The sequence below is a fragment of the Duganella sp. CF458 genome (assembly GCF_900113115.1).
Lineage (GTDB): Bacteria > Pseudomonadota > Gammaproteobacteria > Burkholderiales > Burkholderiaceae_D > Rugamonas.
Genome location: NZ_FOOF01000007.1, coordinates 148,640 through 168,986 on the forward strand (window position 1 = coordinate 148,640; position 20,347 = coordinate 168,986).

A 20,347-nucleotide genomic window follows, 5' to 3' on the forward strand; every position below is an offset into this window, starting at 1 on the left:
CTTCAACAAACTTTCAAAGTTTGAATGAAGTTTAGTTTTGATTAGTAAACAAGAGTGCGGCAGAATTGCGACAGCGGCTTTTCGCCCTGGAGTGACGTGTGCCGCTATTTGTTTAGTGTGGAAGTATTTCCGGAGAAATGCAGATACCCCCAACGGCTCGGAACGTGCATGTCGATCACGCCTTGCGGCGACCATACCCAGTTGTCTTCCTTCGCCTGGCCCGCGGTCCATTCCACGCGGCTGAAGTTGATGCGCCAGATGGTTCCGTGAGCGGGAGGCGGCACTGCCTGGCGCGAGGCGAAGGCGCTTAGGGGATACGCCATTTCCACCGTCCAGCCGCGGTCCTTGTCATCGGGCTTATTCAAGCTGCCCTGCACGGCAATGGCGGTCTTCAAGCCTTCAATGTCCCAACTGTTGTCCGGCTGGCCGTCTTCGTTGTAGGGCTTGGGCAGGAACAGGTCCCAGCCCGTGTTGAAGGCGTTGATCTCGAACTCGTAATAGCTCCTGGATGCCGGCAGCGGCTTGACGAAGACCTCGAAGTCGTTGTCCTTGAAGATGACGGAATCGCGCTGCGTCAGCGTGGCCTTCACTTCGGGCTCCTCCAATTCGGCCCCGATGTAGAGGTATTGGTCGTCCCACAGCATTTTCACGCGCGTGCGGAACTTCGGACGCGGCCTGCTGTCGCCTTCGATGTCGACGAAGTCGGAAGTCCACGGCGCGTTTTGCCACGCCGGGTCGTCCAGCTTTCCGTCGACATGGATAGGGCCCGCAGCCCGCAGACATTCATAGGCGAGCGGCGCGGAATCCTCAGCCGCAGCGGGAATGGCGGCCGCCAGTGCGGTCCCGAATACGACAGCAAATACCTTCTTCATCATAGTCCCCTCCACATTTGAGCAAAAAACTTATATCAAGGAGACAAGACCGGTTCAACAGGCCCGTAAATTTAAGCCGAACTTTAGCGAACTTTAGTAAACTTGTGGCGTCCTTCCAGCATCCCAGGTGTCACCGTGCCTATCATTCATCCGACTTTGGTCGACATCGACATCCGCAGCTACGGCGAGCGGTGGACGGCGGACCAGCACACGTTCGCCCAACTGGTGCTGCCGCTCTCGGGCGAAGTAGAACTCGATATCGAGGGCCGGGGCGGCCGCCTGAATCCATTGAAGGGAGCCGTCGTCGTGGCAGGGGCATGGCATTCCCAGCAAAGCAATGTTGAAAATCACTCCCTCATTGTCGACGTGGACCAGGCAGCCGTGTGCCAGCCGATCTGGGAACAACTGGCAGACCGTCCCTTCCCGGACATCAGCCCGGCTGCGCGCAAGCTGGTCGAATTCATGCAGCTTTCGATCGCAGGGCGCGCCGCACCGCCTTCGCTGCTCCAGGGCTGGGTGCCGCTGCTGCTCGATACGCTTACGATGGAGCCGCCGCGCCTGCAATCGCGGCTGGCTGCGCTGCTGGCGCATGCCGAAGCGAATCTTGCGCTACCCTGGACGACAGAGTCGATGGCGCAGCTTGCGCGAATGAGCGTAAGCCGCTTGCATGCCTTGTTCCGGGACGAACTGGAAACCAGCCCACGCGCCTGGCTTCTCTCGCGGCGGCTCAATCGTGCCTGCGAGTTGTTGCGCCATACCAGCCAGCCGATTGCGGATATCGCACTGAGTACCGGTTTCGGCGACCAGAGCGCCCTCACCCGCGCCATGCGCGTCCAGCTCGACACCACGCCGGCGGCCTACCGTCGACTGGAGCAGGAGCCGGCGACAAAAAACCAGTAGACCGCGCCAAGACCATTCGGCGCGCGACTGCCACCATATCCCTATTTGGGAGATGGTCGTTGAATATTTCACTTGGCATTATTGCCGGCATCATCGCCGGCGCATTCTGGGGATTGGTGTTTCTCGCACCCGAGCTGACACGCGGCTTCACGCCGATCCAGCTTTCGGCGGGCCGTTACGTGGCTTACGGACTGATCGCCGCCATCCTGGTTTCGCGCTCGTGGCGCCGCCTGTTCGCCACGCTGACCTGGCGCGAATGGAAGGCACTGGCCTGGCTCAGTTTTACGGGCAATATCATCTACTACTTTTTCCTGGCGAAGGCCGTGCAGACGGGCGGCATAGCCATGGCCTCGATCGTCATCGGCTTGCTGCCCGTGGTGATCACCCTGGTCGGCAGCCGCGATGCCGGCGCCGTTCCCTTGCGCAGCCTTTTACCTTCAATTGCCCTCAGCACCGCTGGCCTGTCCTGCATAAGCTGGCAGCACCTGCAATCCGGTTCGCCGGCGGGCTTGCTGTACGCAAGTGGCGCTCTCGCCTCCTGGACGGCCTACGCAGTCGGCAACAGCCGGTGGCTGGCCCGCCTCCAGTCCGTCACGCCGCATGAATGGAGCATGCTCACCGGCCTGGTTACGGGTGCGGAAGCGCTCCTGCTCGCGGTGCCGGCACTGTCATCAGGTGCGCCGCAGCACAGCGCTTCCGAATGGCTGTACTTCGCGGCCGTGGTCACCAGCGTGGCCATTCTCTGCTCGATCATCGGCAACGGCTTCTGGAACTACGCCAGCCGCGCCCTGCCGCTGACGCTGACGGGCCAGATGATCGTGTTCGAAACCCTGTTTGCCGCCCTCTATGGCTTCCTGTGGGAAGCGCGCTGGCCAACCATCGTCGAGACCCTCGCGATGGGATTGCTGGTGTCCGGTGTCGCGTCCTGCGCCCTCGCCCATGGGCCGAAGCGCACGTCCGTGGCGCCCACCTTATAGTGATAAGATCTGGAGATTCGTCCACGACAAACGGCCAGCATGACAAGCATCCGCCAGAACTTCTTCATGATCCTTGCGACAATGGTCATGTTCGGCGCTGCGCTGCTGATCAACGAACTCCTGTTCAAGCAGCTGGAATTCGCGGAAGGTATCAACTGGATCTACCTCCCGGCCGGCGTGCGCCTGCTGGCCACCTTGCTGTTTGCCGAAGCAGGGGCGATCGGCCTGCTGGCGATCTCCTGGCTTTACTGCTTCCTGGTCCTGTTCCCGAATGAACCGGTGCGTGCTTTTGCGGGCGGCATCCTGGCCAGTGCCGCGCCCTACCTGGTCTACCTTGGCGCCAAGCGCTGGCTTGACCTGAAAGGCTCGCTGGCCAACCTGGCCGCCTGGCAGGTGCTGGTCTGTGCTATCGCATACTCCATAGCCAGCCCCTTGCTGCATCATATCTGGTTCGCCCTGTACGAGGGACGCGACCAGTTGCTGGGCAGCTTTGCCGTCATGGCGCTCGGCGACCTGACGGGTACCGTGCTCCTGCTGTTCTTCACGAAATGGGTGATGCGGCTCTCCACCCAGGCGCCCCCGCAGCAGGAGCCCTAGAACAAGGCCTGCTGCGCCGTGGTCAGCGCTGTGAAGCTGTCGTGCAGCGGCAGCAGGATGGCGTCCGCGATCGGCTGCAACTGCTTGTCGAGGTAGTGCTGGTAATCGATCGGCGAACGCTGGACTTCCAGCGGTTCCGGGCCGCTGGTGGTGATCACATAGCTGATGCGGCCGCCATTCTGGTAGCGCAGCGGCCGGCCTTGTGCCTTGTTGAATTCATCGGCCAGGCGCGCCGCGCGCACCTGCGGCGGCACGTTGACCTGGTATTCGTCCAGCCGGTGGCGCAGGCGCTTGCGGTACACCAGCAGGTCGTCATTTGCGCCGGACAGCGTATTGCGGGCGTATTCGCGCACGAAGTCCTGGTAAGGCTCGTTCCGGAAGATGCGGGCGAACAGTCCTTGCTGGAATTGCTGCGCCAACGGAGTCCAGTCGCTGCGCGCAACTTCGAGTCCGCGATAAATGATGTCGCCGTCGCTGGTCAGGCCCGCATAGCGTTTCTTGCTCCCCATGTCGGTGCCACGGATGGTCGGCATGAAGAACTTCCGGTAATAGGTATCAAACTCGATTTCCAGAAAGCTCTCCAGCTTGTACTTCTTGTGCAAGCGGTTGTTCCACCATTTGTTGATCTTGGCGACCAGCGCGCGCGCAATGGCCAGCGCTTCTTCCGTTTCATGCGGGCGCTTGAGCCAGATGAAGATCGAGTCGGTATCGCCGTAAATCGCTTCATACCCTTCCTTTTCCACCAGCTCGCGCGTGAGCTTGAGCAGCTCGTGGCCGCGCAGCGTGACGGAAGAAATCAGTTGCGGATGGTAGAAACGGCAGTCGGTGGAGCCAAGCACGCCGACGAATGAGTTCATCAGCAGCTTCAGCGCGGTCGACAGCGCATCGTTCTTTTCGCACTTGGCGGCATCGCGCCCTTGCCAGAGCTGGGTGGTGATGGCAGGCAGGCAGTGGCGCGTGCGCGAAAACTGGGCGCCGCGCATGCCCGGCACGGCGTCGTCATCGACCTCGCCTTCGACCATGCCAACAGGATCAACCAGGAAAGAACGGATGATGGACGGGTACAGGCTCTTGAAGTCCAGCACCACCACCGAGTCGTACAGGCCCGGACGCGAATCCATCACGAAGCCGCCAGGCGATGCGACGGCCGGGATCTCGCCCACATTCGGTGCCACATAGCCTTCGCGATGCATGCGCGGCAGGTACTGGTGGCTGAAGGCGGCGATCGAACCACCCATATGGTCGGGCACCAGTCCCGTGACGTGGGAGCGCTCCAGGATGAAGTCCATCACGCGCGTCTTCTCGAAAATTCGCGTAACCAGCTCGCAGTCCTTCAGGTTGTAGGTGGCCAGGGCCGGCTTGTCTTCCCGGAAGCGGCGCTCAATCTCGGCCATCTTGTCGTAATCGCTGCCGATGTCCTTGCCCTCCCCCAGCAAGGCTTGCGACACGTTCTCCAGGCTGAAGGACGGGAAGGTCCAGGACGCGGCGCGCAGGGCCTCGATGCCGTCGATGGCGATGCGGCCCGGGATGGTGGCGAATACATAGCCGTCTCGCGCCTGGTGGGTGCGCCATTCGACCGCGCGGCCTTCGCGCCCAAGCAATAGCGGAACCTTGTATTTGTCGGCGTTATTTTGCAGCGTTTGCAGGTCGAACTGCACCACGCTCCAGCCGATGATGGCGTCCGGGTCGTGCACACGGAACCATTCGTTGAGCTTTTCGATCACCCGGCGCGGCGTCGGGCAGTACTGCAGGTCGAAATCCACTTCGGGCGCCGCGCAAGGCTCTTCGCCCAGCATGTAGACCTGGCGCTGGCCGCAGCCTTCCAGCGCGATCGAATACAGGTCGCCGAAAGCGCTGGTCTCGATATCCAGCGACACCATGCGCAGGCGCGGGCGGTAGTCGGGCGCCGGCCGCAGCTTGCCGCCTTCGAATTCGACGCCTGCGGTGATGAAGCGCTCCATCAGGTAGCGCTCCGGCGGCTTGATGTCCGCCTCGTACAGGCGGATGCCGCGCTCGCCCAGCTTGCGCTCCAGCGCCAGCAGCTGCTTGTAATGACTGGCGTAGATGCCGACCACCGGCTCGCGCTGGAAAGTCTTGAGCGCCACTTCGCGCACATCGATGCCAGGCATGTCGGCCACCAGGGTGGCGATCGTGTCGCGCAGCGAAGCCTCGGCGAAAGCCACCGAAGCTTGTGCTGTCAGCAATATTTTGCGGGGGCCGTCGTCGGTCGCGAGCCAGAACTCGATTTCCGTGCCATCGCGGGCATCGCGCCAGGCGCGGGTGAGGATAAAACCAGGCATGCCGAAATTATACTGTATGAACACACAGTAAACTTGCAACATTAAGATAAGGTTGATAGAATAGTATGTTGCCTTGTATCAAGAGCAGGCAACCTAACTAGAAATAGGAATACTTAAAATGATCAAGCAAATCACCGCTGCCGCCCTGCTGGCAGTTACCTCCTTCGCAGCTTCCGCTGCTGAACCATCGTTCTACGTCGGTGGCGACGTAGGCTCCAGCAAGCCAAAAGACGTCAACAGCGAAACCAGCTACGGCGTGTTCGGCGGCTACAAGTTCGACGAGAACTTCGCTGTTGAAGCCGGCTTCCGCCGCCTGGGCAACTGGGAAGAAGACGGCATCGACGACAAAGTCACCCAGCTGTCCCTGTCCGTACTGGGCTCCGTCCCAGTAGCCGACCAAGTGGCCGTGTACGGTCGCCTGGGCTACAACCGCGTTGAAGAAAAGTTCGACGGCGATAAAGAGTCCAAGAACAAAGTCCTGTTCGGCCTGGGCGTGAGCTACCAGATCACCAAGGAAATCTCCGCACGCGTTGAATGGCAGCGTCCAGTCAGCCACTCGCGCAACATCAGCGTAGGCGTGGCTTACCACTTCTAAGCTTTTGCTTTGCATGGAAAGCCGCCGGACCTGGTCCGGCGGCTTTTTTCATTTGGGCTGCAGTGAAGCGAGGGCCGCTTCCAGCACTTCGTCGCGGCCGGCCCGCACGCCTTCGACCGTTTGCATGACCAGATGCTGCGGCTGCACGCCCACGCCGACGAAGGCGCGGCCATCCGGATAGGTATCCTGCTTGGTGCAGATGCGCGCACTACCGCCACCCGGCAGTTTGATGTGCAGCGGCTGGCCTGTGCTGCCGCCGGTAGCTTCGCCCACCAGGGTTCCGCGCTGCATGACGTCGAAAGCCACGGCAAAATCCTCGGCCGCCGAGAAGGTTGCCGCGCTGGTCAGTACCAGCACCGGCTTTTTGTACTGGCGCTGCGGGTCGGGCTGCACCGCATCGGGCGCCTCGGCATACATCGGCTGCGCCTTGTCCCAGGCGCGCCAGGTTGGCTTGTAATCGCGGGTGGACCAGCGGCTGGTCAGGAAAGCCTTGTCGTCCAGCGTGGACAGGATCTTGTAGCCCACATCCGAATTGCCGCCGCCATTACGGCGTACGTCGATCACCAGCGCCGAGGACTTGGCAATTTCGTCAAAAGCCGCCATCCACGCGTCGGCGGCACTGTTGTCGTCAAAGCTATTCAGCGAGACGTAAGCCACGTCGCCCGGCAGCATGCTGAATTCAAAAGAAGGCGAGTTGACCGCGGCGGCCTTGCGGGCATCCCTGCCCACGCGCGCAACCTGCTGCTCGAACTGCTTGCCGGCGGCGTCGCGGAAAGTCACGCGTGCTGCCGAACCGACGGCGCCGCGCAGGAGCTGGCTGCCAAACGTGCGCAACGCTTCGTCCTGCGGTGTGGAGGCGCTCAAATACGGAGCGATCTCGCGTGCGGCGTAAGTCTTCACTTCGGTGCCATCCACCGACACCACTTCCAGGCCAGGCATGATGCCTTTGGCGCGCAAGCCGGGATCCAGCACCTCGGTCACGATCACGCGGCCTTCGATGGGGCGCGTCACCAGCAGCGGCAGGCCGCCCATGCGTTCAGCCAGTTCCCCTGGCGGCATGACGTTCGTGTGGCCGTCTTTCAGCTTCGCCACCAGCTCCATCAGCACGCGGTAATACTCCTCGGTGCTGCGGGTCGCGCGTACACGCGGCAAGGTGTCCAGGTACAGCTTGTCCCAGTCCAGCTTTTCGAGGGTCCCGGTATCGACGAAGTTGTATTTCACTTCCGACCATAACTTGGACAGGCCGGCGACCTTTTCGTCCTCGCTGATGTTTTCTTTATAAGATCCGGCCAGCGCTGCGGTCTCCCACTGCATGGCAGGCTGCTGCTGCGCCATCGCGCCGGTGGCCGCCAGTGCCAGGACCAGCGCCGCTACATGGCTTTTTGCCATTTTGTCTCCTGATTAAGCTGAATGCCCAGCATTCTAGAGGCCCGGCGGCATAGACGCTACCCTGTTACAAGCCTGATACTTTTCGTACAGGGGACGGCTGTTAGAATCCATCCTCGAAGTTCTTCATTTTCCTTTCGAGACCATGCGACGACTTGCACTTCCCATGCTGGCAGCCCTGCTGGCGGCCCCCGCGTTTGCGACTGCCCCTACCCCTATTACCCTCGACCAGGCCATGTCCCACCCGGACTGGATCGGTACACCCGTGGAAACCGCGTGGTGGAGCTGGGACGGCAAGCAGATTTTCTATAAGCAAAAGCGCATCGGCTCCTCGCTGCGCGACACCTTCCAGGCCGGCGACAAGCCACGCCTGGTGGCGGACTCCGAGCTGTCCAAGCAGGATAGCCCGAACATGGTGTTCAACCGCGAGCGCACGCGCGCCATCGTGCTGCGCAATGGCGATTTGTTCGAACGCGACCTGAAATCCGGCGCCTTGCTGCAGATCAGCCGCGGCACCGCCAACGCTTCCACGCCGCAGTATTCGGCCGATGGCCGCAGCGTGCAGTTCAAGGTCGGCAACGACTGGTTCAACTGGAATCGCGCCGACCGCCTGGTCTCCCCAGTCGCCTTGCCGCGCGCTGCAAAAGATCCCTCCGCCGCACAGGATGAAGACTACCTGCGCGATATGCAGCTGCGCCTGATCACTACCCTCAAGCGCCAGAAGGATGAACGCGACGAAACGCGCGCGCGCGCCAAGGCTGAACGTACAGCCGACGCCACCCGCGCTCCTACGCCGCTCTACTTCGGCGAGAAAGTCTCGATCGATGCTTCTTCCCTGTCGCCGGACGGCCGCTGGCTGGTGGTCGCCATTTCGCCGAAAAGCAGCGAGAACGGCCGCGTCGGCAAGATGCCGCGCTACGTGACCGAATCGGGCTACGAAGAATTCGACGACCAGCGCACCCGCGTTGGCCGCAACCTGCCGCTGGCTCTGTCGCTGAAACTGGTTGACCTGCGCACCGGCGTCATCAAGGACCTGTCGCTGGACTCGCTGCCGGGCATCGCCACCGACCCGCTGGCCAGCCTGCGTGAAGCAGCCAAGCAGCCGGCGCTGAAAGGCAATCGCGCCACCCGCCTGGAAGCCGATGAAGGCGACGGCATCGCCTGGAGCAACGATGGCGCCAAGGTCGCCGTCATGCTGCGCACTGTCGACAACAAGGATCGCTGGCTGGCCGGCATCGACCTCGATGGCGCCAAGCTGAAGTCCCTGCACCGCCTGACCGACAACGCCTGGATCAATTACAGCTACAACGACTTTGGCTGGCTGCCCGACAACAGCACGCTGTGGTTCATGTCCGAAGAAACCGGCTACGCCCACCTGTACACCCTGGGCGCGGACGGCAAGCAGCGTGCCCTGACCAGCGGCAAATGGGAAGCCTCGAGCGTGAAGTGGAATGCCGACGGCACCCTGGCCTATATGCTGTGCAACCGCCGCACGCCGGGCGAATACGAGGTGTGCTCGACCTCGGCCAAGGACGCCACCGTGCGCGAAGTGACCCAGCTCAATGGCGGTGTCGAACAGTTCGACCTGTCGCCGGACCAGCGCAAGCTGCTGGTGCACTATTCCTCCGCCTACGTGCCTTCGCAACTGGCGACCGTGCCTGCCGCCGGCGGCGCGGCGACCAAGCTGACCGATACCCGCAGCGCCGAATACAAGGCACGCGAATGGATCCAGCCGCAGATGGTGGCCGTGCCTTCGACCCACGGCGCCGGCCAGCCAATCTGGTCCAAGCTGTATCGCCCGGCTGCGCTGGAGCCGGGCAAGAAGTACCCGATCGTGATGTTCGTGCACGGAGCCGGCTACCTGCAGAACACCCACAACCGCTTCCCGAACTATTTCCGCGAACAGATGTTCCACAACCTGCTGGTTGAAAAGGGCTACATCGTGCTGGACATGGACTACCGCGCATCCAAAGGCTACGGCCGCGATTGGCGCACGGCGATCTACCGCCAGATGGGCCATCCTGAACTGGACGATTATGTGGACGGCGCAAAATGGCTGGCAGCGAACCACCAGGGCGATATCGACAAAGTCGGCATCTACGGCGGCAGCTATGGCGGTTTCATGACCTTCATGGCGCTGCTGCGCGAGCCGGATTTGTTCAAGGCCGGTGCCGCGCTGCGTCCGGTGACCGACTGGACCACCTACAACCACGGCTACACCGCCAACATCCTGAACACGCCGGACATCGATCCGGAGGCTTACCGCAAATCCTCGCCGATCGAGTACGCGGACAAGCTGAAAGGCCACCTGCTGATCGCCCACGGGATGGTGGACGACAATGTGTTCTTCCAGGATTCGGTGCGCATGGCGCAGCGCTTCATCGAGCTGAAAAAGGATAACTGGGAACTGGCGGCGTACCCGCTGGAGCGCCATGCCTACGTTCAGCCTGAGAGCTGGTACGACCAGTACCGCCGCATCTACAAGCTGTTCGAGAGCACCCTCAAGTAGGCTTGGCCACGCTGCTTGGCAGCGTCTGGAAATCGTCTGTCTGATACAGCGAGTGCCAGGCTGCCAGCAGCGCCGGCGGCGGCGTGACCAGCTTGCGCGCCGTCAGGTCCAGCCAGCCGCCCGAGCTGTTGATCCGGGCGGACAGCTTCCCATCACTGCGATACACATCGCTGCGCAGCATCCAGCGGCTGCCGTCCTGCGACATCCCGGCCAGCGCCAGCGTCACGGTGATGGTATCCATCAGCAGCACTTCCTTGAAATACGCGATATCGTCCTTCATCACGACAGGACCGATGTTCAGGCGCTTGAATTCCGCCATCGGGAAACCATTCTCACCCAGGAACATCATGCGGATATCGCCTGCCTTGTTCAGGTAAGCCGTGTTGGCCATATGGCTGTTGAAATCCATATCGCCCCAGCCAGCCAGCATCTTGCGTTCAAACATTGCTACTCCCTTTTATTCGGCTGCGAGGAAGTCCAGCAAAGTCAGGGCCACGATCTTGGTTGCCTTGCGCAAGTCTTCCAGCAGCAGTTTTTCATCCGCCTTCTTGGCATTCGATTCGGGCACGCTACGCGGCCCAGCGCCATATAGTACTGCCGGAATGCCTTGTTCGCCGTACAGTCGCGCATCGGCGTACAACGGCGTGCCAACGGCAGGGATATCCTCCCCCAGCACCTGGCGTGCGTTCTTCTGCAAATTGGCCACCAGCTTTTCACCGGCCGGCAGCGGGCGCAAGGCGTGGGACAGCAGCAGGCGTTTGACCTCCAGGCGGATGCCGGGTTCGTCCTGCACCGCCTCTTCGATCAGCTTGCGCACTTGGGCTTCCACCGCGACCGGGTCTTCTTCCGGAATCATGCGGCGATCCATCTTCATCACGACCTTGCCCGGCACCACATTGGTATTGGTACCGCCGTCGATGCGGCCCACCAGCATGGTCGGCGAATCGATGCCAGGTACTTTGGACTTGATCTTTTTCAGTTCAGGCAACTGGCCGTAGATCGCGTTGAGGATTCTTGTTGCCGCCTGCAGCGCATCGTGGCCCGTTTCCGGCATGGCGCCGTGGCCGGATTTACCGTGCACCGTGATCTCCAGCTGGAGACAGGCATTGTGCGCGGTGACGATGTTGTAGCTGAAGCCTGCCGCAATCACGTAATCCGGCTTGGTCAGTTTTTCGCGCAGCAGGAAGCCTGGTCCCAGCAGGCCACCGAATTCCTCGTCATAGGTAAAGTGCAGCTCGACGCCGCCTTTCAGCTTGACGCCCAGCGCTTCCAGTGCGCGCACCGCGAAGATGTAAGTGGCGAAATCGCATTTCGACACGGCTGCGGCGCGGCCGTAGATGTAGCCGTTGTCGATCAAGCCGCCATAGGGTGGATAGGTCCAGCCTTCGCCCGGCGGCACCACATCGCCATGGGCGTTCAGCGCGACGGTCGGGCCGCCTGCCGCATAGGGGCGGCGGATGATCAGGTTGGTGATCGATTCCATGCCGTAATCGCGTACTTCCTGCTCCGGCACGGCGTGCTTTTCCGCGTTCCAGCCATAGGCCTTCACCAGTTCCGCCACCGTTTCCGCATGCGGCGTGTTGTTACCGGGCGGGGTATCAGTTGGCACGCGCAGCACTTGCTGCAGGAAGGCCACTTCTTCCTCGAAGTGGTGGTCGATCCATTGGGTCAGTTTGTCGTTCATCATTTTGCTCCGGCAGCGAACCATGCGCCCAGTTCGGCACGTTCCGCTTCAGTCATATTGGTCAGGTTACCGATCGGCATATCCCTCTGCTCCACCGCGCGCTTGTGGATCTGGGCCGCACGCTGGTGGATCTGGTCGGCCGTGTCGAACATGACGCCAGCCGGCGCAGTGGCAAAGCCCGGCTGGGTTGGCGTCGCCGAATGGCAGGCCAGGCAGCGCTGGTCGACAATGGTTTTCACTTTCGCGAATTGCGCAGCCGGATCCGCCGCAGGCTTCACGGCGGCAGGCTTGGGCGGCGCAATCACCACGGCAATCGCCGCCAGCAGCGCCACACCGATCGCGGGATAGCGCCACTCGACACGTCCCTTGTGGCGCAGGTTGAAAAAGTGGCGGATAAAGACGCCGGCCGCCATGATGAAGCCGAGCACCAGCCAGGCATTTTTGTTCTGGTAAGTCATCGCATAGTGGTTGCTGATCATGATGAACAGCACCGGCAGCGTGAAGTAATTGTTATGCACGCTGCGCTGCTTGGCCTTGATCCCGTGGATAGGATCGGGCAGGCTGCCCGCCTGCATCGCCTGCACCATCTTGCGCTGGCCCGGGATGATCAGCATCGCCACATTGGCCACCATGATGGTGCCGATCATGGCACCGATATGGATGAAGGCCGCACGGCCGCTCAAGAGGTGCGTCAATGCATAAGCCGCAGCAACCAGCAGCAGGAACACCACCAAGCCAAGCCATTTCTCGCTCTTGCCCAGCGGGGAGCGGCACAGCGCGTCATACACCACCCAACCAGCAACCAGGAAGCCGATGCCGATGCCGACCGCCTGCAGGCTGGAGAGGTCGGCCACCTGTTTGTCCACCATCATCGCCTGCGCGTTGAAGTAATAGGCGATGGTCAGCAGTGCAATGCCGGACAGCCAGGTGGAATACGCCTCCCACTTGAACCAGTGTAGTTCCTTCGGCAGTTCGGCCGGTGCAACGAGATACTTTTGCGGATTATAGAAACCGCCGCCGTGCACCGCCCACAATTCGCCGGACACGCCCTTCTTCGCCAGGTCCGAGCCGGGTGCCGGCGGGCGGATCGAATTATCCAGCCATACGAAATAGAACGACGCGCCGATCCACGCTATACCCGTGATGATGTGCAGCCAGCGTACCAGCAGGTTCGCCCATTCCAGGCTGTAGGGCAGCAGGTATTCCATGTAAATCCTTGAGTTGAAGAAGTGGCAATCTATCGAAGATACGCGTTTTCGAGCCCCCGCAACATGAAATATGTCGTATATTCAAGATATTCGAATTCATATACGTACGCAAGATGTCCGGCCTGCCGCAACACCTCGATATTCACCTCATCCGCATCCTCTACCTGCTGCTGGTCGAGAAGAACGTATCGCGCGTGGCGCTCAAGCTGAATCAGCCGCAGCCTTCGATTTCGGCTTCGCTGCGCAAACTGCGCGAACTGACGGGCGATCCACTGCTGGTGCGCGGCGCGCGCGGCATGGTGCCGACCCAGCACGGCGAAAGCCTGCTCAAGCCGGCCAAGCGCATCCTGGACGAGACGGAATCGCTGTTCGTGAAAAAGACGCCATTCGTGGCGCAGGAAGAAGCACGTACTTTCAATATCGCGGCCCCGGACTACCTGGACAGCCAGTTCCTGCCGAATGTGGTGGCGATGCTACGTCGCGGCTCGCCCAAAAGCCGCGTGGTAATCCACTCGATCGGCCCCGGCACCGACTACCTGCGCCTGCTGTCGGACGGCGACATGGACCTGGTCATCGCCAACTGGGACGAGCCGCCGCAGCACCTGCACATTTCCAAGCTGTTCGAAGATCCGATCATCTGCGCCATGCATGCCGGCAGCCCCTACGCCAAGCGCACCGCGAGCGACGCGATGTCGCTGGACGACTATCTCACCCTGCCCCACGTCGCGCCATCGCAGATGGTGCCGGGCTACGGCGGCGTGATCGACTCCTTCCTGGAACGCCAGGGCATGCGGCGCAATGTGGCAGTGGAATCGGCCTATTTCAGCCTGATCCCCTACATGCTGGCGCAGACCGACCTGGTGCTGACCACGGGCCGGCAGTTCCTGCGCTTCTACGAGAATTCGCTGCCGCTCAAGGTGTTCACCCCACCGGTCAAGTTCCCGCCGATGCGCTTCTACCAGCTCTGGCACGAACGCGTGCACCAGGCCCCCGAGCACAAATGGCTGCGCGACCAGGTCACCGCCGCCGCCAAGGCTCTCTTATGACAGGTATATAGGGCTGCTTATGGTGGGCGACGCTGATCGGGATATGATCGATTGTTCAAGATAGGACAACTGCGATGACCACCACTCTCCCTGAACTGAACTCCTGCGACCTGGCTGCTTTTGTTGAGCATTTGCGCGGCATTTATGAGCACTCGCCATGGATTCCCGAACGGGCGGCGGCTCAGCGGCCCTTTGCGTCGTTGCCCGCGCTGAAGCAGGCCTTGCAAGGTGTGGTCACGGGCGCTGCCGAAGCCGAGCAGCTTGGACTGATCCGCGCTCACCCGGAATTGGCAGGCAAGGCCGCCATCGCCGGCGAACTGACCGCCGAGTCGACCAGCGAGCAAGCCAGGTCCGGCCTGAACCTGTGCAGCGCGGAGGAATTCGCGACCCTGCACCAGCTGAACGCTGACTACAACGCCAAGTTCGGCTTCCCCTTCATCCTCGCCGTCAAAGGTCCTACGGGACAGGGCTTGACACGTGAGGCCGTCATCGCCACCTTTGCGCGCCGCCTGAAGAACCAGAAGGCCGACGAAATGGCGGAATGCCTGCGCCAGATCCACCGTATCGCGGAAATCCGCCTCAACGACCTGCTGGGCGCGAAACTGGAATTCGGCCCGCAGATCATGCAATGGTCGGAAGACCTGGCGCAATGGAGCGATGACGAAGCCGCCCTCACCTGTGCCTACATGACCGACGCTCACCGCGCCACCGCTGCGCAACTGGCCACCTGGATGCGCGACGCCGGCATGCAGGTCGAAATCGACGCTGTGGGCAACGTGGTCGGCCGCTACCTGTCCGATGCTCCTGGCGCAAGAACCATCCTCACCGGCTCGCATTACGACACCGTGCGCAACGGCGGTAAGTACGACGGCCGCCTCGGCATCCTGCTGCCGATCGCCATCGTGCGGCAGCTGCACGCCAAGGGCGAAAAGCTGCCGTTCAATTTCGAAGTGATCGGTTTCGCCGAAGAGGAAGGCGTGCGCTTCCGCAGCACCTTCCTGGGCAGTAATGCCGTCACCGGCAAGTTCGACATGTCCCTGCTGGATGCCGTGGACGCCGATGGAATCAAGATGCGCGATGCGCTGGCCGCAGCCGGCCACGATGCCGCCGCTATTCCATCCATCGCGCGGCGCCGCGCAGATATTGCCGCTTACGTCGAGGTCCATATCGAGCAAGGACCGGTGTTGCTGGAGCACGGCCTGCCGGTGGGCGTCGTCACCGCGATCGCCGGCAGTTCGCGCTTCCTGGTCGATCTGCAAGGCGTTGCCAGCCACGCCGGCACCACGCCAATGCATATGCGCAAGGACGCGGCTGCGGCAGCGGCCGAAGTCGTGCTGCTGGTCGAGCAGCGCTGCGCGCAAGGGGAAGCATTGGTGGGCACCGTTGGCCAGCTTCAAGTGCCTGGTGGATCAGTCAACGTCATCCCGGGCGCATGCAAGCTGTCGCTCGACATTCGCGCTGCCGACGATGCAGTGCGCGAGGCAGCGGTGCGCGATGTGCTGGACGGCCTGGCGGCAATTTGCGCGCGCCGCAATATCGAATTCAAGGTGGAAAAGATCGTCGAAGCCAACGCTGCACCATGCGCGCCATGGTTGATGCGGCAATTGGGCGATGCGGTCCAACGCAGCGGCCTGCCACGCTTCGACCTGCTGTCCGGCGCCGGCCATGATGCGATGGCGATTGCAGCACTCACCGACGTATGCATGCTGTTCACACGCTGCGGCAATGGAGGCATCAGCCACAACCCGCTGGAAACCATGACGGCCGATGACGCTGAGATCGCCGCGCAGGTACTGCTCGACTTCCTGCGCAGCTTCAAACCGCAATAAGACAAGCTACCGTCGCAGCGCCGCGAGAATTTCCTCGTTGTGCTGGCCGACGGCAGGAATCGCATGTGGCGCCGCCGGCGTCGGCGTGGCGGAGAAACGCGGGGCGGCGTTCGCCTGCAATACCCCTTCGGTGGCATAGGTGCCACGCGCTTGCAGATGCGGATGCCGCGCGGCCTCCGATGGCGCCAGCACCGGCGCGAAACAGGCATCCGTCCCTTCCAGCAACGCACACCATTCGTCGCGCGTGCGCATTGCAAACAACTCCGCAAACGCTGCCCGCTGCAGCGGCCACTGGCCCGCCGCATGCTGGGATGCGAAACGCCGGTCTTCGGACAATTCGAGCTTATCCAGCAGCAGCTTGTAGAATTTTCCTTCCAGCGCTCCGACCGTGATGTCCCGCCCGTCCTTGCAGCGATAGGTGTTGAACCAATGCGGGCCATCCAGCACCGATGTGCCGCGCTGTTCGCGCATCAAGCCGACCGCCGACAAGTCGAGCAGGAGGTTCATCATGTGGGCCGAGCCGTCGACGATGGCAGCGTCAATCACTTGTCCCTTGCCGCCGCCGCGCGCGTGCAGGATGGCGGAAACAAGACCCAGTGCGAGATAAAGCGCGCCGCCGCCAAGGTCGCCCACCAGCGTTGGCGGCGTTACCGGCGGCGCGTCGCCCGCCCCGGCGTAATGCAGCGCACCGGAAAGTGCAATGTAGTTGTTGTCATGCCCTGCCGCCTGCGCCAGCGGTCCGTGCTGTCCCCAGCCGGTCATGCGACCGTATGCCAGACGGGGATTGCGAGCCAGGCAAACTTCCGGCCCAAGGCCAAGACGCTCCATTGCGCCGGGCCGCATGCCTTCGATCAAGCCATCGGCATCTTCAATCAGCTGCAGCACGATGTCGATGGCGCCGGGGTCCTTGAGGTCCAGCGCCAGCGAGCGCTTGCCACGGCGCAGGATGCCGGCGGTCGGAATCTCCGCCGGTCCCGGGCGCTCGACCACGATCACTTCCGCGCCCAGGTCCGCCAGCAGCATGCCGCAAAACGGTCCCGGGCCGATGCCCGCAATCTCGACGATCCTGACTCCGGACAGCACGCCCATCTCAACGCTCCGTGTAGTAAGTAGTCCCGGTGGCAGCCATTGCTTTCAACTGCGCCGGCACCGCAAAGCGGTCGCCATGGGCGGCCGCCAGGCGTTCGCACTGCGCCACAAAAGCTGCCGAACCGGCATTGTCGACCATGCTCAATGGACCACCGCGGAATGGCGGGAAGCCCCAGGCGAGGATAGCACCGACATCCGCGTCACGCGCGCAACGCAGCACGCCTTCGTCCATGCAGCGTGCGGTTTCCACGGCCTGCACGATAGTCAGGCGCTCCACCACCTCGCTCACGTCGGGCTGCACTGCGGCGCGCGGGAACAACTCCGCCAGGCCGCTCCAGAGCGCCTTCTTGCCCCCTTCCGGATAATCGTAAAAGCCCTTGCCGGCCTTCTTGCCGATGCGACCCAGTTCCACCATGCGCGCGGCGACTTCGTGGCCTGGACGTCCCTTGTATGCGTCGCCCAGGTCAAGGCGGGTTTGGCGGTCGATTTTCCAGATCAATTCGGACGACACTTCATCGGTCAACGCCAGCGGGCCGACCGGCATGCCGGCCTGCAGGCCGGCGTTCTCGATCAGCGCAGGCGCCACGCCCTCCGCCAGCAGCGCCAGGCCTTCCAGTACATAGGTCGAGAATACGCGGCTGGTGTAGAAACCGCGCGAATCGTTGACCACAATTGGCGTCATGCCCAACGCACGCACCAGGTCCATCGAACGCGCCAACGTCGCATCCGAGGTCTGCTTGCCGACGATGATTTCGACGATAGCCATGCGGTCCACCGGCGAGAAGAAATGCAGGCCGATGAAGTTGGCCGGGCGTGCGCTCGCCTCCGCCAGGCTGGTGATCGGCAAGGTCGAGGTGTTGGACGCGAAAATCGCATCGGTGCCCAGGACAGCCTCCGCACGACGCGTCACGTCAGCCTTGATGCCGCGATCCTCGAACACAGCCTCCACCACGAGGTCAGCCCCGGCGAGCAGCGCGAAGTCGCTTGTCGGGGTGATGCGCGCCAGCAGCGCCTCCGCTTTGTCGGCGGAAACCTGGCCGCGTTGCTGCTGCTTGGCGAGCAGCGTCGCAGAATAGGCTTTGCCTTTCTCCGCCGATTCCTGCGCAGTATCGAGCAGCACCACCTCGATGCCCGCCTTGGCAGCGACATAGGCAATGCCGGCCCCCATCATGCCCGCACCCAGCACGCCAATCTTGCCGTACTTCTGCTGCGGCACGTCTTTCGGACGCGATGCCAGCTTGTTTGCCTCGTTCATGCTGAAGAACAGCGTGCGGATCATATTCTTCGCTTCCGGCGACAACACCGTTTGCACGAAGTATCGGGCTTCCGTCATCAAACCGGTATCGAGGTCAGTGATCAGGCCTTCGTATACGCAGGACAGGATATTGCGCGGCGCCGGATAGTTGCCGTAGGTCTTGGCACGCAACATGGCGTTGGCGGCCATGAATACCTGTTGCACGGCCGGCGAAGACACTGCGCCGCCAGGGATCTTGAATCCCTTGGCGTCCCACGGCTGCTGCACGCCACCCGCGGCAATTGCACTTTCCAGCCAGGTGCGTGCCGCCGCTGCTTCCGTGCCGGCCGCAACCACTTCATTCAGGATGCCCAACTCGCGCGCCGCAGCGGCAGTCAGGCGTTTGCCTTCCAACAGCAGCGGCAGTGACTTCTGGATGCCGACCAGACGCGGCAGGCGCTGCGTGCCGCCCCCGCCTGGCAGCAGGCCAAGCGTAACCTCCGGCAGGCCGAAACGCGCCTTGGGGTTATCCGCCGCCACACGATAATGTCCGCACAGCGCCACTTCCAGCCCGCCACCAAGCGTCGTACCCGGCAGCGCCATGGCGACCGGCTTGCCGCAGTTTTCCAGCTTGCGCAGCGCACGATCCAAGCGCACCACGCGCTCGAACAGTACCTCGGCGGTCTTGGCGGACAGCAGCCATTCCAGGTCGCCGCCGGCGATGAAGTCCGGCTTGGCGGACGTCATCAGCACGCCCTTCACCGCGGCATCGGCAACCACGCGGTCCACCAGCTCGCACAAAGCAGTGCAGCTTTCCTCATTCAACACATTCTGGCTGCGGCCCGGCATATTCCAGCTCAGGGTGGCAATGCCATGGGAGTCCAGGTTGTAATCAATCATTCTCTGTCTCCCTTAAATGCGCTCGATGATGGTGGCAGTACCCATGCCCGCGCCAACACACAGCGTGGCCAGGCCGGTTTGCAGGTTGCGGCGCTCCATCTCGTCCAGCAAGGTGCCGAGGATCATGGCGCCGGTCGCGCCCAGCGGGTGCCCCATGGCGATCGCGCCGCCGTTCACGTTCATCTTCTCGTGCGGCACATTCATCACCTCCATGAACCGCAGCACCACGGAGGCAAAAGCCTCGTTCAATTCATACAGGTCGATGTCGGACGCCTTCATGCCGGCCCGCTTCAATGCTTTTTCGGCGGCGTAGCTTGGGCCGGTCAGCATGATGGATGGTTCGCTGCCGATGGATGCAAAGGAGCGGATGCGGGCACGCGGTTTCAGCCCGGCGCGCTGGCCTGCTTCCCGGGTGCCGATCAGCACTGCCGCAGCGCCGTCCACGATGCCGGAGCTGTTGCCGGCGTGGTGTACGTGCTGCATCTGCTCGATCTGCGGATAGCGCTGCGTAATGACGGAGTCGAAGCCGAAGTTGGCGCCCATGTCGGCAAACGATGCCTTCAGCGCTCCAAGCGATTCGACGGTGGTCTCAGGGCGTACCAGCTCGTCGCGCGCCAGCATGGTCAAGCCGTTGCGGTCCACCACAGGAACGACAGAGCGCGTGAAGCGGCCCTCCTGCCATGCGCGATGAGCGCGCTGCTGCGACTCGACGGCATAGGCGTCCACGTCGCGACGGCTGTAGCCCCAGATAGTTGCAATCGCGTCGGCCGAAATCCCCTGCGGGACGAAGTAGGAATCGAAAGCGCTTTGCGGATCGACCGGCCATGCGCCACCCGAAGAACCCATCGGCACGCGCGACATGGCTTCGACGCCGCCGCCGACCACCATGTCGGACTGGCCGGACATCACCTGCGCCGCAGCCATGTTGCATGCCTCCAGGCCGGAAGCGCAGAAGCGGTTGATCTGCACGCCGGCGACCGATTCGGCGTAGCCGGATGCCAGCGCCGCCACACGGCCGATACAGGCGCCCTGCTCGCCGACCGGCTCCACGCAGCCCAGCACAACGTCGTCGATGATCGCGCTGTCGAAGTTGTTGCGGCTGACCAGCGCGCGCAGCGCGGTCTCCGCCAAACGCAGCGGCGTTACACCGTGCAGCGAACCATCCTTTTTTCCCTTGCCGCGCGGCGTGCGCACGGCATCAAAGATATAAGCTTCCAAGCT

The 20,347-nt window shown here is 62.4% G+C and carries 16 protein-coding genes; 7 read left to right on the plus strand and 9 right to left on the minus strand.

All coding sequences use genetic code 11. The features are described from left to right. Nucleotides 1-104 precede the first annotated feature (104 nt). Entirely contained in the window at nucleotides 105-875 is a 771-nt protein-coding gene (locus tag BM269_RS12595; protein ID WP_090437360.1) for a carbohydrate-binding family 9-like protein, read from the minus strand. A 132-nt stretch (nucleotides 876-1,007) separates the two neighbouring features. Between BM269_RS12595 and BM269_RS12600 the strand changes: the two genes are divergently transcribed. The 3 genes from BM269_RS12600 to BM269_RS12610 are packed head-to-tail and all read left to right on the plus strand — an operon-like array spanning nucleotide 1,008 to nucleotide 3,346. Then, nucleotides 1,008-1,772 (plus strand): AraC family transcriptional regulator, encoded by a 765-nt coding sequence (locus tag BM269_RS12600; protein ID WP_229204625.1) that lies wholly within the window; start codon nucleotides 1,008-1,010, stop codon nucleotides 1,770-1,772. 59 nt (nucleotides 1,773-1,831) lie between these two features. Beyond that, entirely contained in the window at nucleotides 1,832-2,749 is a 918-nt protein-coding gene (locus BM269_RS12605; protein ID WP_090437361.1) for a DMT family transporter, read from the plus strand. 39 nt (nucleotides 2,750-2,788) lie between these two features. Continuing rightward, on the plus strand, nucleotides 2,789-3,346 hold the full coding sequence (locus BM269_RS12610) for a hypothetical protein (protein WP_229204626.1): 558 nt from the start codon (nucleotides 2,789-2,791) through the stop codon (nucleotides 3,344-3,346). Here BM269_RS12610 and BM269_RS12615 read toward each other — a convergent pair. Beyond that, entirely contained in the window at nucleotides 3,343-5,646 is a 2,304-nt protein-coding gene (locus BM269_RS12615) for a DNA polymerase II (protein WP_090437512.1), read from the minus strand. The genes BM269_RS12610 and BM269_RS12615 overlap by 4 nt on opposite strands. Nucleotides 5,647-5,764: 118 nt before the next feature. On the opposite strand from BM269_RS12615, the gene BM269_RS12620 reads away from it, so the two are divergent. Next, nucleotides 5,765-6,241, plus strand: coding sequence for an outer membrane beta-barrel protein (locus BM269_RS12620; protein ID WP_090437362.1), 477 nt, complete (start codon nucleotides 5,765-5,767; stop codon nucleotides 6,239-6,241). Between the two features lie 48 nt (nucleotides 6,242-6,289). Here the strand turns inward: BM269_RS12620 and BM269_RS12625 are convergent, their stop codons facing one another. Next, nucleotides 6,290-7,630, minus strand: coding sequence for a S41 family peptidase (locus BM269_RS12625; protein WP_090437363.1), 1,341 nt, complete (start codon nucleotides 7,628-7,630; stop codon nucleotides 6,290-6,292). 142 nt (nucleotides 7,631-7,772) lie between these two features. On the opposite strand from BM269_RS12625, the gene BM269_RS12630 reads away from it, so the two are divergent. Continuing rightward, on the plus strand, nucleotides 7,773-10,136 hold the full coding sequence (locus BM269_RS12630) for a S9 family peptidase (protein WP_229204627.1): 2,364 nt from the start codon (nucleotides 7,773-7,775) through the stop codon (nucleotides 10,134-10,136). On the opposite strand, the gene BM269_RS12635 is transcribed toward BM269_RS12630, so the two are convergent. The 3 genes from BM269_RS12635 to BM269_RS12645 are packed head-to-tail and all read right to left on the minus strand — an operon-like array spanning nucleotide 10,129 to nucleotide 13,028. After that, a complete protein-coding gene (locus BM269_RS12635) occupies nucleotides 10,129-10,581 on the minus strand; it encodes an acyl-CoA thioesterase (RefSeq protein ID WP_090437364.1) in 453 nt (150 codons plus the stop codon). The genes BM269_RS12630 and BM269_RS12635 overlap by 8 nt on opposite strands. A 12-nt stretch (nucleotides 10,582-10,593) precedes the next feature. Next, on the minus strand, nucleotides 10,594-11,823 hold the full coding sequence (locus BM269_RS12640; RefSeq protein ID WP_090437365.1) for a M20/M25/M40 family metallo-hydrolase: 1,230 nt from the start codon (nucleotides 11,821-11,823) through the stop codon (nucleotides 10,594-10,596). Further along, entirely contained in the window at nucleotides 11,820-13,028 is a 1,209-nt protein-coding gene (locus BM269_RS12645) for a urate hydroxylase PuuD (protein ID WP_090437366.1), read from the minus strand. Before BM269_RS12645 ends, BM269_RS12640 begins: the two co-directional genes overlap by 4 nt. 113 nt (nucleotides 13,029-13,141) lie before the next feature. Here BM269_RS12645 and BM269_RS12650 point away from each other — a divergent pair, with 113 nt between their 5' ends. Further along, nucleotides 13,142-14,074, plus strand: a complete 933-nt coding sequence (locus tag BM269_RS12650; protein ID WP_090437367.1) for a LysR family transcriptional regulator — start codon at nucleotides 13,142-13,144, stop codon at nucleotides 14,072-14,074. A gap of 74 nt (nucleotides 14,075-14,148) precedes the next feature. Further along, a complete protein-coding gene (locus tag BM269_RS12655; protein WP_090437368.1) occupies nucleotides 14,149-15,903 on the plus strand; it encodes an allantoate amidohydrolase in 1,755 nt (584 codons plus the stop codon). A gap of 6 nt (nucleotides 15,904-15,909) precedes the next feature. On the opposite strand, the gene BM269_RS12660 is transcribed toward BM269_RS12655, so the two are convergent. From BM269_RS12660 to BM269_RS12670, 3 genes are read right to left on the minus strand one after another with little or no spacing between them, the layout of a single operon-like run. After that, a complete protein-coding gene (locus BM269_RS12660) occupies nucleotides 15,910-16,992 on the minus strand; it encodes a CaiB/BaiF CoA transferase family protein (protein ID WP_090437369.1) in 1,083 nt (360 codons plus the stop codon). Between the two features lies 1 nt (nucleotide 16,993). Then, nucleotides 16,994-19,126 (minus strand): 3-hydroxyacyl-CoA dehydrogenase NAD-binding domain-containing protein, encoded by a 2,133-nt coding sequence (locus BM269_RS12665; RefSeq protein ID WP_090437370.1) that lies wholly within the window; start codon nucleotides 19,124-19,126, stop codon nucleotides 16,994-16,996. A 12-nt stretch (nucleotides 19,127-19,138) separates the two neighbouring features. Beyond that, nucleotides 19,139-20,344: an acetyl-CoA C-acetyltransferase gene (locus BM269_RS12670; protein ID WP_090437371.1), complete on the minus strand. Its 1,206-nt coding sequence runs from the start codon at nucleotides 20,342-20,344 to the stop codon at nucleotides 19,139-19,141. Between the last annotated feature and the right edge of the window lie 3 nt (nucleotides 20,345-20,347).

What these genes read in the sequence shown, in the direction of transcription:
- BM269_RS12665 (WP_090437370.1), bottom strand. Translation starts at nt 19,126, where the DNA reads ATGATTGATTACAACCTGGACTCCCATGGCATTGCCACCCTGAGCTGG.
- BM269_RS12660 (WP_090437369.1), bottom strand. Translation starts at nt 16,992, where the DNA reads ATGGGCGTGCTGTCCGGAGTCAGGATCGTCGAGATTGCGGGCATCGGC.
- BM269_RS12640 (WP_090437365.1), bottom strand. Translation starts at nt 11,823, where the DNA reads ATGATGAACGACAAACTGACCCAATGGATCGACCACCACTTCGAGGAA.
- BM269_RS12615 (WP_090437512.1), bottom strand. Translation starts at nt 5,646, where the DNA reads ATGCCTGGTTTTATCCTCACCCGCGCCTGGCGCGATGCCCGCGATGGC.
- BM269_RS12655 (WP_090437368.1), top strand. Translation starts at nt 14,149, where the DNA reads ATGACCACCACTCTCCCTGAACTGAACTCCTGCGACCTGGCTGCTTTT.
- BM269_RS12650 (WP_090437367.1), top strand. Translation starts at nt 13,142, where the DNA reads ATGTCCGGCCTGCCGCAACACCTCGATATTCACCTCATCCGCATCCTC.
- BM269_RS12610 (WP_229204626.1), top strand. Translation starts at nt 2,789, where the DNA reads ATGACAAGCATCCGCCAGAACTTCTTCATGATCCTTGCGACAATGGTC.
- BM269_RS12620 (WP_090437362.1), top strand. Translation starts at nt 5,765, where the DNA reads ATGATCAAGCAAATCACCGCTGCCGCCCTGCTGGCAGTTACCTCCTTC.
- BM269_RS12645 (WP_090437366.1), bottom strand. Translation starts at nt 13,028, where the DNA reads ATGGAATACCTGCTGCCCTACAGCCTGGAATGGGCGAACCTGCTGGTA.
- BM269_RS12595 (WP_090437360.1), bottom strand. Translation starts at nt 875, where the DNA reads ATGATGAAGAAGGTATTTGCTGTCGTATTCGGGACCGCACTGGCGGCC.
- BM269_RS12630 (WP_229204627.1), top strand. Translation starts at nt 7,773, where the DNA reads ATGCGACGACTTGCACTTCCCATGCTGGCAGCCCTGCTGGCGGCCCCC.
- BM269_RS12625 (WP_090437363.1), bottom strand. Translation starts at nt 7,630, where the DNA reads ATGGCAAAAAGCCATGTAGCGGCGCTGGTCCTGGCACTGGCGGCCACC.
- BM269_RS12635 (WP_090437364.1), bottom strand. Translation starts at nt 10,581, where the DNA reads ATGTTTGAACGCAAGATGCTGGCTGGCTGGGGCGATATGGATTTCAAC.